17 protein-coding genes are annotated in these 13,442 nt (G+C 72.9%); 7 read left to right on the top strand and 10 right to left on the bottom strand.

The features are described from left to right. Window positions 1–81: 81 nt before the first annotated feature. Window positions 82–330: a hypothetical protein gene (locus tag DCS98_RS12315; RefSeq protein ID WP_116451670.1), complete on the top strand. Its 249-nt coding sequence runs from the start codon at window positions 82–84 to the stop codon at window positions 328–330. Next, complete coding sequence (locus DCS98_RS12310) at window positions 327–758, top strand: hypothetical protein (protein WP_116451669.1); 432 nt, start codon at window positions 327–329, stop codon at window positions 756–758. The genes DCS98_RS12315 and DCS98_RS12310 overlap by 4 nt, the downstream gene beginning before the upstream one ends. A 49-nt stretch (window positions 759–807) precedes the next feature. On the opposite strand, the gene DCS98_RS12305 is transcribed toward DCS98_RS12310, so the two are convergent. The 4 genes from DCS98_RS12305 to DCS98_RS12290 form a co-directional block, all read right to left on the bottom strand. Continuing rightward, complete coding sequence (locus DCS98_RS12305) at window positions 808–1,584, bottom strand: CPBP family intramembrane glutamic endopeptidase (protein WP_116451668.1); 777 nt, start codon at window positions 1,582–1,584, stop codon at window positions 808–810. After that, window positions 1,557–2,498 carry an NAD(P)H-binding protein gene (locus DCS98_RS12300; protein WP_116451667.1) on the bottom strand — a complete coding sequence of 314 codons (942 nt, stop codon included), beginning with the start codon at window positions 2,496–2,498 and terminating at the stop codon, window positions 1,557–1,559. The genes DCS98_RS12305 and DCS98_RS12300 overlap by 28 nt, the downstream gene beginning before the upstream one ends. Before the next feature lie 58 nt (window positions 2,499–2,556). Beyond that, the gene (locus tag DCS98_RS12295) at window positions 2,557–2,754 is read right to left on the bottom strand and encodes a hypothetical protein (RefSeq protein WP_116451666.1); all 198 of its coding nucleotides are present in this window, start codon (window positions 2,752–2,754) and stop codon (window positions 2,557–2,559) included. Window positions 2,755–3,012: 258 nt separating this feature from the next. Then, window positions 3,013–3,444 (bottom strand): MarR family winged helix-turn-helix transcriptional regulator, encoded by a 432-nt coding sequence (locus DCS98_RS12290; protein WP_116451665.1) that lies wholly within the window; start codon window positions 3,442–3,444, stop codon window positions 3,013–3,015. A gap of 59 nt (window positions 3,445–3,503) precedes the next feature. Between DCS98_RS12290 and DCS98_RS12285 the strand changes: the two genes are divergently transcribed. Further along, window positions 3,504–4,184: a maleylpyruvate isomerase family mycothiol-dependent enzyme gene (locus tag DCS98_RS12285; protein WP_206340234.1), complete on the top strand. Its 681-nt coding sequence runs from the start codon at window positions 3,504–3,506 to the stop codon at window positions 4,182–4,184. Window positions 4,185–4,208: 24 nt separating this feature from the next. Here DCS98_RS12285 and DCS98_RS12280 read toward each other — a convergent pair whose 3' ends face one another. From DCS98_RS12280 to DCS98_RS12260, 5 genes are all read right to left on the bottom strand, one after another. Continuing rightward, a complete protein-coding gene (locus DCS98_RS12280; protein ID WP_241037741.1) occupies window positions 4,209–4,883 on the bottom strand; it encodes a DUF1345 domain-containing protein in 675 nt (224 codons plus the stop codon). 79 nt (window positions 4,884–4,962) lie between these two features. Continuing rightward, window positions 4,963–6,138, bottom strand: coding sequence for a zinc-dependent alcohol dehydrogenase (locus DCS98_RS12275; protein ID WP_116451662.1), 1,176 nt, complete (start codon window positions 6,136–6,138; stop codon window positions 4,963–4,965). Then, complete coding sequence (locus tag DCS98_RS12270; RefSeq protein WP_116451661.1) at window positions 6,135–6,623, bottom strand: hypothetical protein; 489 nt, start codon at window positions 6,621–6,623, stop codon at window positions 6,135–6,137. Before DCS98_RS12270 ends, DCS98_RS12275 begins: the two co-directional genes overlap by 4 nt. Beyond that, complete coding sequence (locus DCS98_RS12265; RefSeq protein WP_116451660.1) at window positions 6,620–7,195, bottom strand: type 1 glutamine amidotransferase domain-containing protein; 576 nt, start codon at window positions 7,193–7,195, stop codon at window positions 6,620–6,622. Before DCS98_RS12265 ends, DCS98_RS12270 begins: the two co-directional genes overlap by 4 nt. A gap of 1 nt (window position 7,196) precedes the next feature. Further along, on the bottom strand, window positions 7,197–8,351 hold the full coding sequence (locus DCS98_RS12260; protein WP_116451659.1) for a glutathione-independent formaldehyde dehydrogenase: 1,155 nt from the start codon (window positions 8,349–8,351) through the stop codon (window positions 7,197–7,199). Window positions 8,352–8,578: 227 nt separating this feature from the next. On the opposite strand from DCS98_RS12260, the gene DCS98_RS12255 reads away from it, so the two are divergent. Together DCS98_RS12255 and DCS98_RS12250 are read left to right on the top strand one after the other, a co-directional pair. After that, entirely contained in the window at window positions 8,579–8,896 is a 318-nt protein-coding gene (locus DCS98_RS12255) for a helix-turn-helix transcriptional regulator (RefSeq protein WP_116451658.1), read from the top strand. Continuing rightward, window positions 8,893–9,921 (top strand): GAF domain-containing protein, encoded by a 1,029-nt coding sequence (locus tag DCS98_RS12250; RefSeq protein WP_164704535.1) that lies wholly within the window; start codon window positions 8,893–8,895, stop codon window positions 9,919–9,921. The genes DCS98_RS12255 and DCS98_RS12250 overlap by 4 nt, the downstream gene beginning before the upstream one ends. A 73-nt stretch (window positions 9,922–9,994) precedes the next feature. On the opposite strand, the gene DCS98_RS12245 is transcribed toward DCS98_RS12250, so the two are convergent. Further along, on the bottom strand, window positions 9,995–10,936 hold the full coding sequence (locus DCS98_RS12245; protein WP_164704534.1) for a LysR family transcriptional regulator: 942 nt from the start codon (window positions 10,934–10,936) through the stop codon (window positions 9,995–9,997). A gap of 206 nt (window positions 10,937–11,142) precedes the next feature. On the opposite strand from DCS98_RS12245, the gene DCS98_RS12240 reads away from it, so the two are divergent. Together DCS98_RS12240 and DCS98_RS12235 are read left to right on the top strand one after the other, a co-directional pair. After that, on the top strand, window positions 11,143–12,162 hold the full coding sequence (locus DCS98_RS12240) for a helix-turn-helix transcriptional regulator (RefSeq protein ID WP_116451655.1): 1,020 nt from the start codon (window positions 11,143–11,145) through the stop codon (window positions 12,160–12,162). 137 nt (window positions 12,163–12,299) lie between these two features. Then, window positions 12,300–13,439, top strand: a complete 1,140-nt coding sequence (locus DCS98_RS12235; RefSeq protein ID WP_241037739.1) for a zinc-dependent alcohol dehydrogenase — start codon at window positions 12,300–12,302, stop codon at window positions 13,437–13,439. Window positions 13,440–13,442: the final 3 nt, after the last annotated feature.

The following is a 13,442-nucleotide window of genomic DNA, read 5'->3' as shown; positions in this document are numbered from 1 at the left end:
CACGAAGAGAGGTCATCAGGCACCCCACGGACGAACCCGTCGGAACGCCGGCGGCCCCATGACGCGCGAGGAGATCGCACCATGAGCGTGAACAGCACCGACGTCGCAACCGGCTCCCGGGACATCAAGAGCCACGAGAAGACCAGCTTCGCCGACCTCGGCAAGGAGATGTGGGCCTACCTGACCGGCAAGGGCGCCGCCATCAACTACGAGTTCGTCGACATGACCGTCGAGGTGCCGCGGGAGACGGGTTCGGACGCTCCGCGCGCGACCTGGAAGCTCAACGGCACCCTGCGGATCACGACCGCCGAGAACGCCAGCCGGGGATGACCGACCCGCGCGGCCCGGTGCACCTGTCCGGTGACCTGTCGCTGGAGGTGGACGGGTCGGGCGTGCAGGTGCACGCCGAGGGCTCGGACGTGCGGATCGTCGCCGAGGACGTCGGCGCCTTCGTGGCGCGGGTCCGGGAGGCGGCGACCGCACGCACGGGGCTGGCGCCGGGCCGACGCGACCTGGGAGGACTCGCCGAGGCACTGGCCCAGGCAGGCATCACGGCGCACCTCTCCTCCCCCACGCGCCCGGTGGCGGTGGCCGGTGCCGGTGTCGACTCGGCGGCGGGTGGGCTGCTCCTCGGGACCCGGCTGGTCCGGCCCGGCGCCGCCGTCGTGGTGATCGCCGCCGGCCGCGGCCGCCGGGTCCTCGCGGCGGCCGCGGTGGCGGCGGCGCTGGTCACCGTCCTGCTGCGCCGCCGTCGCTGACGGGTGGGGCGCGGCGGTCGTCGAGGCCGCCGCGCCCCACCCGGACGACTCACGCGCCGGCGGTGACCCGCTCCTCGGCGAGCCCGCGGGTGAACAGCGGGGGCAGGTAGCGCAGCATCAGGGCCGACCACACCACGTGGGTCAGCATCGACGCCTGGATGCCTCCGGTGACCCTGCGCTGCTGGGCGAAGAGCACGCCCATCGGGACGCTGGCCAGGACGAGCGCCGGGTTGCGGGTGGTCGTCGTGGCCAGCCCGTAGACGACGGTCGAGGCGAGCACCGGCCGGTGGGCGGCCGCCGCGTAGACCGAGCCGCGGAAGAACACCTCCTCCGCGACGCCGTTGGCCAGCGTGGTGGTGAGCACCAGCGGCGTCGTCCCCTGGTCGGCGTAGCGGAGGACCGAGGCGACAGCCCGCTCCAGGACGGGGATCCGCCGGGCGACCAGCGCCGCGGCGTAGAAGGCACCGAACGCGCCGATCCCGGAGAGGACCGGCGTGACCACCGGCCGGCGCAGCTGCTCCCCCGGACCGAACATCCGCCCCAGGTGCAGCGGGCCGGACGCCAGGCCGCCGACCACCCAGGTGGCGGCCACCCCGAGCGTGAGCCCGTAGAACCGCGGCGAACCGGGCGGCGTCGACAGAGACACCCCGAGCAGCGACGCGCCGGCGACGGCGGTGGCGCCGGTGACCCGCCGGCGGCGCCGGAACGCCTCGTCGCTCTCCCAGTGGTCGCGGGGCACGCGGCGCAGCAGCGGCTCGGCCGCGCGCCGGACCCGGACCCCGACGGCGCGCAGGCGGGTCACCGCCGCGCTCCGCGGCTCAGCCATCCGCCGCGACGCTCACCGGCCTGCCGCCGGCGTTCCCGTGCCCGCTCCACCAGGGCGGTCATCACCATCTCGTCGTAGCCCATCGGCTCGAAGGGCACGATCGAACGGATGGCGTCGTCGGTGACGACCACCTCGTTGGTCATGGAGTCGATCAGGGAGCGGCCGGTGGCCACGTCGACGTCCGTGACCAGAGCCAGCCAGCGCGAGGACAGCTGAGGGCTGAGCAGCGGCACGGGGACGACGAACAGATGCCTGTTCTGGAGCTCGGCGACCCGGGTCATCATCTGCAGGTAGGTGAGGACCTCCGGGCCGCCCACCTCGAACACCCGCCCGGCGGTCTCCGGCGCGTCGAGGACGCCGACCAGGTACCGGACGACGTCGGCCACCGCGATCGGCTGCGTGCGCGTGCTGACCCACCGCGGCGTGACCATGGCGGGCAGGTGCGCCACGAGCTGGCGCGTGAGCTCCCACGACACCCCGCCGTGCCCGACCACGATGCCCGCGCGCAGCACTGTCACCGGCACACCGGTGCTGCCCAGGAGCCGCTCGACCTCTCGGCGGCTGCGCAGGTGCCGGGACAGCGTGTCGCCGTCCTGGCCCAGGCCGCCGAGGTAGACGATCCGGTCGATCCCGGCCGCGGCCGCGGCTCGGGCGAAGGCACGCGCCGCCTCGGCGTCCTTGCGCTCGAAGTCCGGGTCGTCGAGGGAGTGCACCAGGTAGTAGGCGACCTGACACCCCTCCAGCGCACCCCGAAGCGAGCCCTCGTCCCCGACGTCTCCGGCGACCGGGGTGCCGACGCCCTCGTAGCGCTCGGGGCGTCGGGTCATCGCGCGGACCTCGTGGCCTTCCCCGTCGAGCGCGGCGACCAGCCGGCTGCCCACGAATCCGGACGCGCCGGTGACCAGGATCCTCACCGGCGCAGGGTGACCCGGATGGGCGCCGGGCGCGAATCGTCCGGCGTCGACGGCCGGGTCACAGAGGGACCCGGGCGCCGGCGTTCCAGGAGTCGAGGATCCTGTCGATCCGCGCCCGGCACTCCGCGACCTCCCCGCGCGCGGCAGGTGTGTCCTTGTGGCGCAGGGCCGCCGTGGCCGCTGCCAGGTCCAGGCGGGCCAGCTCGAACTCCACGAGGAGGACGTCCGGGGCGCCGTCCGCAGTCGTCACGCTCATGCCAGGTCTTCGTCCCCACCGGTGGGTGCGGATGCATCGGCTTCGCTCCGCCTGGCGACGCCCGACCTCCGGGTGTCCGAGGCGGCCCCGCCAGCCGGGTCCTGGACCGACGGAGCCTGGCCGTCGCGCGCACCGGTGCACGAGACGACGTGCACCCGATCGTCATCCGAGCCGCCCGCGGCTCGCAAGTCTGCGTCACGGCGAGCGCCCGCCGGGCAGACGCACCATGGCCCCGGAGGGGCCTCTGTCGTCGGCCGGTCACCGCCACGGATCGGTGATCTCGCGCAGGTCGGTGAGGATCTCCCGGAGCTCGACCATCCGGTGCTCACCGAGGTGCGCGGTCCACTCGGCCTCCACCTGCGCGACGATCGCGCGGGACGCCTCCACGCTGCGCGCACCCCGCTCCGCGACGCGGACCAGGCGGGCGCGCCCGTCCGCCGGGTCGGGAACGCGGTCGACGTACCCGGCACGCTCGAGCTGGTCCACCAGGAACCCGGCGGTCTGCTTGGTGACCCCCGCCTGGGCGGCCAGGTCCGTGAGCCGGCTGCCGTGGGGCGAGATCCGCTGGAAGACCCGAGCCTGGGCAGGGGTGACGTCGTCGAAGCCGGCCTCGGCCAGACCCGTGAAGACGCGCGCCTCCATGGCCCGGTAGGGCAGGAACAGCAGCAGTCCGACGTTCAGCGGCTCCATGCTTGACGATGCTAGGCGATGGTAAGACACTCTGACCATCTGGTCAGAGTCTCTTACGAATGGGGACGACGATGGACCTCGAGGAGAAGTGGCGGGTGATCGCCGGTCAACGGCGGACCCTGGCCGAGCTGGTCGCCGACCTGGAGGACGACGACTGGGAACGGCAGTCGCTGTGCGACCGGTGGCGGGTCAAGGACGTCGTCGCGCACGTCGCCCTCACCCCGCAGTCCCCCGGGCTGGTCCGGATCCTCGCCCTGGCGCTCCGGGCCGGCGGCAGCTTCGACGCCGTCAACCGCGAGCTGGCGGTCGCGCACGCCGACCGTCCTCCCGCCCACCTCGTGGCCGAGTTGCGGGAGATGGCCTCCAGCCGGCGCAGGCCCGCCATCACGACGGTGGACAACCTCCTGTTCGACACCCTCGTGCACGTCCAGGACGTCGCGGTGCCGCTCGGTCTGGCTGCGAACATGCCGGTCGACGCGGCCCGAGCGGGAGCGGAGCGGGTCTGGCGGATGGGCTGGCCGTTCTGGGCCCGTCGTCGGCTGCGCGGCACGCGACTGGTCGCCACCGACGTCGACTGGACCGCCGGCGACGGGCTCGAGATCCGGGGGCCGGTCCAGGCTCTGCTCCTCCTGCTCACCGGGCGCACGGAGGCCGCGGCACCGCACCTGACCGGCCCTGCTCTCGAGCAGCTGCTCGATCCGGCACGCCGGCGACGACGCCGGGCCGGTCGGCTCGCCTGAGCGGGTGAACACCGTCCCCAGCGGCTATCCCTGCTGTCCGAGGTTGGTCACCAGGTTCACCGCCACGGCGATCACCACGGTGCCGAAGAGGTAGGACAGCAGCGCGTGCCCGAGGGCGACCTTGCGGATCGACGTGTCCGCGATCTGGGTGTCCGGCACCGCGAAGCTCATCCCGACCGTGAACGCGAGGTAGGCGAAGTCGCTGTAGGCAGGCGGATCCCGCTGGCCGAAGTCGATGCCGCCGTCGCCGCCGGAGTAGAAGTGGCGCGCGAACTTGAGCGCGAAGACCGTGTTGACCAGCGCCCACGACACGATCACCACCAGGACGCCGAGCACCACGGTGACAACCCCGACGGCGCCCCCGGAGCTGGACCGGACGAGGGCCTCCGCGACGGCTGCGAGGCTGGCCACCGCCGCTCCCAGCACCGCCGTGTCCGTGACGCGGGTCTGCCCCTCCTCCTCGGCCAGCCGCTTCGTCCCGTCCGGGTCGCGGGGCCAGCTGATCCGCCACACCCAGACCAGCAGGGCGCCGGCGGCGACGGCCCAGCCGACGAGCACCGCGATCTCGGGGACGCCGGCCAGCACGGCCAGTCCGGCCGCGACGAGACCGCCAGCGAGACAGATCAGCAGTCGGCGCCACGACAGGATCGTGGGCCGCGGGCCCGTGTCCACCGCCGTCCGGCTCGGTGCGACGCTCACCTGCGAGCCCCGCACCGGGCCGGCGGGGGTCCCGCCCCGGCTCTACGCCCCGACCCGGGGCGATCCACCCGTCGGCGCCTCACGCACCAGGACGGAACACAGCACGGACGCACCCGTCCTCCTTGTCCTTGAACATCCGGTAGCCCTTCGGCCCGTCGTCGAGCGACATCACGTGGGTCGCGAGGTGCTCGGTCCTCACCTCGTCCCGGCTCATGAGGTCGAGGATCTCCGGGATGTAGCGGTGCCCGTGCTGCTGGGCGCCGCGCAGGGTCAGCGCCTTGTTCATCACGGCGCCTAGGGGGAACTTGTCCACCAGACCGGCGAAGACGCCGAGGGTGAAGACGGACCCGCCCTTGCGGCAGGCGTAGATCGCCTCGCGCACCGCCGTGGGCCGGTCGGTCTGCAACCGCATCTGCTGCTTGACCTGGTCGTAGAGGTACTGCGGACCCGTGCCGTGCGCCTCCATGCCGACGGCCTCGATGCAGACGTCCGGCCCTCTGCCACCGGTCATCTCGCGCAGCTCGGCGGGGACGTCGACCTCCTCGTAGTCCAGCGTGTCCGCCCCGACGTGCGTGCGGACCTGCTCGAGCCGGTTGTCGAACCGGTCGATGACCACGACCCGCTCGGCGCCCATGAGCATCGCCTTGCGTGCGGCCATCTGGCCGACGCCTCCGGCGCCCCACACCGCGACCACGTCCCCGGCCCGCACCCCGGCCTGGTCGGCCCCGGTCCACCCGGTGGGTGCGGCGTCGGAGGCGAACAGGGCTCGCTCGTCGGAGACGCCGTCCGGGATCGCGAAGGCACCCTGGTCGGCGTACGGCACCCGGATGTAGGAGGCGTGGCTGCCCGCGTAGCCGCCGAGCGCGTGGGAGTACCCGTAGCAGCCGCCGATGGCCTGCCCCCAGAGCGCCTCGGTGATCCCGGGGTTGGGGTTGCCGTTGTCGCACAGCGAGAACAGCCCCTGCTTGCAGTACCAGCACTGCCCGCAGCTGGTGAACGAGACCACCACCACGCGGTCACCCACGTGGTGCTTGGTCACGCCGCGGCCGACCTCGGCGACCGTGCCCATGAACTCGTGCCCGAGCACGTCACCGGCGCGCATGGCCGGGATGTAGCCGCCCATGAGGTGCAGGTCCGAGCCGCAGGTGGCACTCAGCCCCACCTCGAGGATGATGTCGTGGTCGTTGAGGATCGTGGGCTCGGCGACGTCCTCGACACCGATCTCGTTCACCCCGCGCCAGGTGACCGCCTTCACCGCACACCCGCCTTCGGTGCCACCTTGGTCCAGGCCTCCAGCAGGGCGCCGCCGGGAGTCGCCGTCCGCTTGCCGTGCGGTGCCGGGTCCACCGCCAGCACCTCGCCCACCTCGATCAGCTGCTTGGCCTTGCGCAGCGCGGACCGCAGCCGGCCGTGCGGATCGCTGCCGCTGAGCCGGCTGAGCGCGTTGCCCGGTGCCGGCTGGTCGCGCAGCCGGGCGGCCAGCTCGGTGCCCTTCTCGCCCGGGGCCCGGCGGACCCGGACCTCGATCCGGTCGCCGAACTCGGCCAGGGGGGCGGGCAGCACCGCGGTGTCGATGTCGGACGGCTCGCGGAACACCGTCACCGCGAGCCACCCGGACGCCGGCTGGCCGGCGCCGGCCGGGTGGGCGGCCGACGGATCGATGACCGCCCGCACCTGGCGGACGACGGACCCCCCGGCCCTGGCGGCTACGGACGCCACGTTCCCGATCGAGGACGTCATGCCCGACTCCCCGCCCCGGTGGGCTGCAGGGCGCGGGCGAACTCCTGCACGATGCGTGCGCAGAAGGCCGGCAGGTCGTCCGGCGACCGGCTCGTCGTGATGTTGCCGTCTGTGACGACCTCCTCGTCGACCACCTCCGCGCCGGCGTTGCGCAGGTCGGTGCGGACGCTCGGCCACGAGGTCAGCCGGCGACCGCGCGCGACGTCGGCCTCGACGAAGTTCCACGGACCGTGGCAGATCGAGGCGACCGGCTTGCCGGACCGGACGAAGTCGCGGACGAAGGCGACGGCGGCCGGCTCCATCCTCAGCTTGTCCGGGTTCACCGTCCCGCCCGGCAGCAGCAGCGCGTCGTAGTCGTCGATGGAGACCGCCCCGACGAGCCGGTCGACGCCGAAGGTGCCGGCGTCCTCGAGGTCCTGGTTGCGCGCCAGGATCTCGCCGCTCGCGATCGAGACGACGTCGGTGCGGGCACCGGCGTCCTCCAGCGCCTGCCGGGGCCGCTCCAGCTCGACCCGCTCCACGCCGTCGGCCGCGAGGATGGCGACCCGGCGTCCGTCGAGCTCGCCCGCCACGTCAGGCCCCCGCCATCGCCGGGTGGAGGACGACCTTGGTCCAGCCGTCGTCACGGTTGTCGAAGTGCTCGTAGGCATCCGGCGCCTGGTCCAGCGGCAGCTCGTGGCTGACGATGAACGACGGCTCGGCCTTGCCCCCGGCGATGAGGTCGCGCAGCTGCCGGTTGTACTTCTTGACCGGCGCCTGCCCGCTGCCCATCTTCTGGCCCTTGAACCAGAACATGCCGAAGTCGAAGGCGAGCTTGCCCTGCTTGGCCAGCTCGTCGCTGGCCCCGGGGTCCTGGGGGATGAACACCCCGACGACGCCGATCGTCCCGGTGAAGCGCACGGAGGCGACCAGCCGGTTCATCGTCAGGTTGGCCTTCTCCTGGCCGTCGGGCTCGTGCGCCTGGTACCCGACGCACTCGCACCCGTTGTCGGCGCCGAGGCCCATGGTCTGCTCGAGGACCGCCTGCACCGGGTCGACCTTCGAGTCGTCGATGGCGATGGCCCCGATCGACTCGGCCAGCTTCAGCCGGTCGGGCTGCCGGTCGACGACCATCACCTTGCTGGCCCCGCGGATGGTGGCCGAGAGCGCCGCCATCAGGCCGACCGGGCCGGCGCCGTAGATGACGGTCTGGTCGCCGGGCTTGACGCCGGCCATCTCGGTGGCGTGGTAGCCGGTCGGGAAGATGTCGGCGAGCATCACGTAGTCGGTCTGGCGCTGCTCGGCGTCCTCGCCCAGCCGCAGGCAGTTGAAGTCGCCCCAGGGCACGCGCAGCAGTTCCGCCTGTCCCCCGCCGTACGGGCCCATGTCGGCGAAGCCGTACGCCGCGCCCGCCCACTCCTGCTTCGGCTGCGCGGTCAGGCAGTAGTTCGTGAGCTGGCGTTCGCAGTTCTTGCAGTGACCACAGGCGATGTTGAACGGCAGGACCACCCAGTCGCCCACCCGGACCTTGTCGACCCCGTCGCCGACCTCGACCACCTGGCCCAGGTTCTCGTGCCCGAACCAGCGCCCGGTCTCGAAATCGGTCCGGCCCTCGTACATGTGCAGGTCCGAGCCGCAGATGTTCGCCGAGGTGATCCGCACCAGGACGTCGGTCGGCCGCTCGATCCGCGCGTCCGGTACGTCCTTGACGCTGACCTGACGCGGGCCCTCGTAGACCACTGCCTTCATGCTGACTCCTCGTTCGTCTCGTTCATCAGGGACGCCCTGGACGTCGACCGTGGCGGCGCCGGAGGCTCCTCCATGGGACGCCGGGCGGAGACGCTCCGGTATCGGTAGACATGCCCATTCCGGATCGGGATGGGGAGGATCGGTCGCTCTGCCGATGCCGGACGCGGGCATGCGCCCTCATCCTCGGGATCTGCAGGCAGGGATCAGCCGGGCATCGGGAGACGGCCATGCGGGACTACGGGCCGGCGGCCCTCGAGATGACCGCGATCGCCGGTCCCTCCGACCCGCTGCCACGCCGTGGCGAGGAGGCACTCGCCGTGCTGCGCCGGGTGGTCCCGTTCGACAGCGCCCGGCCGGCCCTGGTGGCCGGTTGCGCGAACAGGCAGATCGCGCGCACGCCCCTCGTCTCCCGGCGGACGGTGGCGGCGCACGTCGCGCCCATCCCGGCGACGCCGCGTGCGCCGACGCGAACCCACGCCGCCGCCCGCGCCGAACGCGCCGGCTCGTACGTCCCGCCACGCGCGGAGGAGGGACCGCCGCCATGAGGGGGAGAGAACCGCCGCTCCCGGAGCTGCGGCGGGAGTTCGCGGGGATCGCCGCCTCCTCCGCGACCGTGCAGGAACGGGCTGCAGAGGTTCTGCACCACCTCAGGCGGATCATGGCGTTCGACGCCGGCTGGATCGCCGCACGCGACCCCGAGCGGCACCGGCACCTCCCGCTGGCCAGCACGGGCGCGGCCGCGCCGCTCTACGACTACTTCGCCCGTCCGGAGGCCGACGAGGAGCTGGAACGACTGGGGCTCAACCGGCGGCGGCTGCCCATGCTCGCCAGCGAGATCCCGGGTCCGCTGTCCGAGGTCCGCGCGTGGGCCGACCACCTGCTCCCGGCCGGTTTCCGCCAGGGCGTGGCGGCCCCCCTGTTCACGGCGGACGGTCGGCACATCGGCTCCCTCGCTCTCCTCTCCGCCGATCCCTCGCGGCCGAGCCCGGCCGACCGGAGGGTCATCGCGGCCATCACCACGGTGGTGGCCGACGAGCTCGACCGCAGCCGGGACATCGCCGAGACCGCCCGGATCATCCGGAAGGCCGACGCCGGCATCGTCCTGACCCGCGGAGGCGACGTCCTGCCGCTGCCAGGTCTCCCCGACGACCGCCTGCTGGCGCCAGGCTCCCCGATCCTCGCGGTCGCCGCGGACGAGTTGGCCGACAGCGGCGCGTACACCTCGTTCCTCGCCCCCACAGCGGGCGCGGACGGCGCGCAGCTGGTCCGGGTCACCGCGCTCGACTTCGCCCGCCCCGACCTGGACCACCTCTCTGCCGCGGTGCTCCTGGGCCCACCGGGCGACCTGCACGGCCTCGACGTCCTCGATCTCCGGGTCCTGGGCCTCCTGATCGAGGGCGTCACCCACATCCCCGCTCTGGCGCAGGCACTCCACGTGGGCACGACGGTGGTGGCCGACAGCCTCGGCCGGAGCCTGGGGGCCCTGCGTTCGAGCGACCTCACGTCGGCCACGATGCGTGCCTTGCGCGGCGGGTTGCGCATCCCACCGGGCGTGACGGCGGCGACCTGAGCCACCACCACCTGTACGGCTACGGCACGGTCGAGACGAGCGGGGACGGCTGCGAGGAGGTCGTCCTGACGCCTCACGGCCTCCGGCCGGGGGGACGACGAGGCGGCGCGACGAGGACCTCCGGGTCGTCCACCGCGGCGGCCAGGAAGTCGACGAGGCCGCGCACGGCGGGGCGCGGCGGAGTGCGCCAGACGACCTCGAGGTCGAGCAACAGCGGCGGATCGAGCGGCAGCACGACGATCCCGGCCACGTCCATGTGCTCGGCGACGCCGAGGATCCCCGGCGCCACCCCGGACCCCGCAGCGACCGCCCGCAACATCGCCTCGGGGCAGTTGATGAGGTCCGGCTCCACGACGACCTGTCCCGGCTGCGGTCCCCCGGGCAGCAGGTGGTCGACGGTGCGCTGCCAGATGCCGGCGAAGGGAGGCAACGGGAACATCACCGTGGATTCGTGGTCGAGACCGGCGACCGGGATCTCCGCCAGTCCCGCGAGGGGATGCCCCTGCGGCAGGACGATGCCGAACAGCACCGAGCCGAGGACGACACCGTCGAGGTCGCGGTGCTCCTGGGGTCGGTACCAGACGACCGCCGCATCGGCCCGTCCCTGGCGGGTGGCCTCCACGGCGTCGTCCCCCGGGCTGGAGGCGACGACGACCTCCGTGCCCGGGAGCGCGACGCTGACCAGCCGCAGCGGGCCGTCGAGGACCCGCTCCGCCATCGTGCAGACGCGGAGGGACACCTGCTCCCTACGGTCCGGCGCCGCCGATCGCACGTCCTCCCGGGCCCGGTCGACCTCGGCCAGGATCACCCGTGCCCGCTCCATCAGGACGCGCCCGGCAGGCGTCAACTCCGCTCCCCGCGGTGTGCGGTCGAAGAGCGCGACGCGCAGATCCCGCTCCAGCGCACGGATCTGCTGCGAGAGCGACGGAGCGGCGACGTGCAACCGGCGCGCGGCAGAGACGAAGCGCCGTTCCTCGGCCACGGTGAGGAAGTACCGGAGCTGGCGCAGGTCCACAGGACACGCTACCGCCGCGGACCGGGCCCGGCCCCCCGCGTGAGGCCAGGACTCACGGGCATGTGGTTCTACGTCACGGCACACCCGGTGGACCGCCGCGTCCTGCGGTATCAGTACCTGGTCCGTGTGCGCCCGCCCCCGTCGAGCAGCCGGCTCGGTCACGGCCTCCATGCGTCCGCTCTCACCGAGCTCCAGGAAGGGCCCTCATGCGCTCGCACGATGTCGGTGAACTGCTGCTGGCCGAGACCGCTTCCTCGGCCGGCACCACGTCTGAGCGCGCGCAGGCCCTGCTCGAGGTCCTCCGCCCGCTCGTCCCGTTCGACGCCGCGTGGATCGCCCTCGCCGACCCCCTCCGCAGCAGCTTCAGCTCGCTCGCCAGTGCCGACCTGGACGACCGCGTCGTCGACATCTTCAGCGGGCCACAGGCGGCGCACGACATCGAGACCGCCGGTGTCGATCGGGATCGCCCGCCCGTGAGCCTGTCGGACCTGCCCTACCCGGCCGAGGAGCTCCCGACGTGGGCCGAGTGCCTGATCCCGGCCGGCATCCATGAGTGCCTGTCCGTCGCGCTCTTCGCTCACGGAGGCCGTCACGTCGGCTTCCTGACGGTGCTGTCCGAAAGTCGGCAGCCACCGGCCCCGGCCGCGCGCCGCCGACTCGGGCGGCTCGCGCCGGTGCTCGCCCACGGCATCGACCCGATGCGCTCCGTCCTGAGCGTCACGCGGCTGGTCCGCGGGGCGACGGCCGGGACGGTTCTTCGCAGGGACGGACGGACCGAGCCGTTGCCCGGCCTCGACGCCGGGCCGTTGCTCGCGGTCGGCTCGCCGGTCCTGACCGCGGCGTGCGGGCGGATCACCGACGGGCAGGTGTTCTCGTCCTTCCTGTGGCCCCTGGGCGGCTCCCACGCCCCCGACGGCCACGCGCGGGTCACCGCCCTCGCCGCGCCCGACGACGTGCCGGCGGTCCTGCGCGGCGTGGTCGTCGTGTCGCCGGCGCCGGACCTGCACGGGCTCACCCCCCGCGAGCTGGAGGTGCTCGGGCTCGTGGTCGACGGGTGCTCGAACCAGGAGATCGCCCGGACGCTGGTCGTGGCACCACGGACCGTCGCCGCACACGTCGAGCACCTGCTCGTGAAGCTCGACGCGCCGACGAGGACGCTCGCGGCGGTGCGGGCCGAGCGGGAGGGGCTCTACGTCCCCGCGGTCCCGCGGTCGGCGCGCCGGTAAACCGGCCGCGGCCCGTATGGGCAGAACTGCCGATATCCGCTACTTCGGGTGGCCTGCCGCCGGGGGCTGACCGAGGCTCGGGCCACCGATCAACAGGGGCCGGACGGCGCCAGGGGGAGACCGAGGCAATGCGTGCGATGACCTATCGAGGGCCCTACAAGGTGCGGGTCGAGGAGAAGGAACGACCGGCGATCGAGCACCCCAACGACGCGATCGTGCGGGTGACGCTGGCGGCGATCTGCGGCTCCGACCTGCACCTCTACCACGGGCTGATGCCGGACACCCGGATCGGCCACACGTTCGGCCACGAGTTCATCGGCGTCGTCGACGAGGTCGGGTCGTCGGTGCAGAACCTGAAGGTCGGTGACCGGGTCATGGTCCCGTTCAACATCTTCTGCGGCTCGTGCTGGTACTGCGCCCGTGGCCTGTACTCCAACTGCCACAACGTGAACCCCAACGCCACCGCCGTGGGAGGCATCTACGGCTACTCGCACACCACGGGCGGGTACGACGGCGGGCAGTCGCAGTTCGTCCGCGTCCCGTTCGCCGACGTCGGACCGGCCACGATCCCCGACTGGATGTCCGACGAGGACGCCGTCCTGCTCACCGACGCCGTCCCGACCGGTTACTTCGGTGCGCAGCTCGGCGACATCGTCGAGGGTGACGTGGTCGTCGTGTTCGGCGCCGGCCCGGTCGGCCTGGTGGCGGCCCGGTCCGCCTGGCTCATGGGGGCCGGCCGCGTGATCGTGGTCGACCACCTCGACTACCGCCTGGAGAAGGCCCGGACGTGGGCCCACGCCGAGACCTTCAACTTCACCGAGTACGGCGACATCGTGCTCGAGATGAAGAAGCAGACCGACTTCCTCGGCGCGGACGTCGCGATCGACGCCGTCGGGGCCGAGGCGGACGGCAATTTCCTGCAGCACGTGACGACTTCGAAGCTCAAGCTGCAGGGCGGGTCGCCGGTCGCGCTCAACTGGGCGATCGACTCCGTCCGCAAGGGCGCCACGATCTCCGTGGTGGGCGCCTACGGTCCCCTGTTCAGCGCCGTGAAGTTCGGCGACGCCATGAACAAGGGGCTCACCCTGCAGATGAACCAGTGCCCGGTGAAGCGGCAGTGGCCCCGCCTGTTCGAGCACGTGCGCAACGGCTACATCAAGCCCAGCGAGCTGGTCACCCACCGGATCCCGCTCGACGACATCGCGGAGGGCTACCACATCTTCTCGGCCAAGCTCGACGACTGCATCAAGCCGCTCGTGGTCCCGAGCGCTGCCTGAGGG

Source organism: Blastococcus litoris (assembly GCF_003075095.1).
Taxonomy (GTDB): Bacteria; Actinomycetota; Actinomycetes; order Mycobacteriales; family Geodermatophilaceae; genus Blastococcus_B; species Blastococcus_B litoris.
This window is presented reverse-complemented; position numbering and strand designations above follow the sequence as displayed.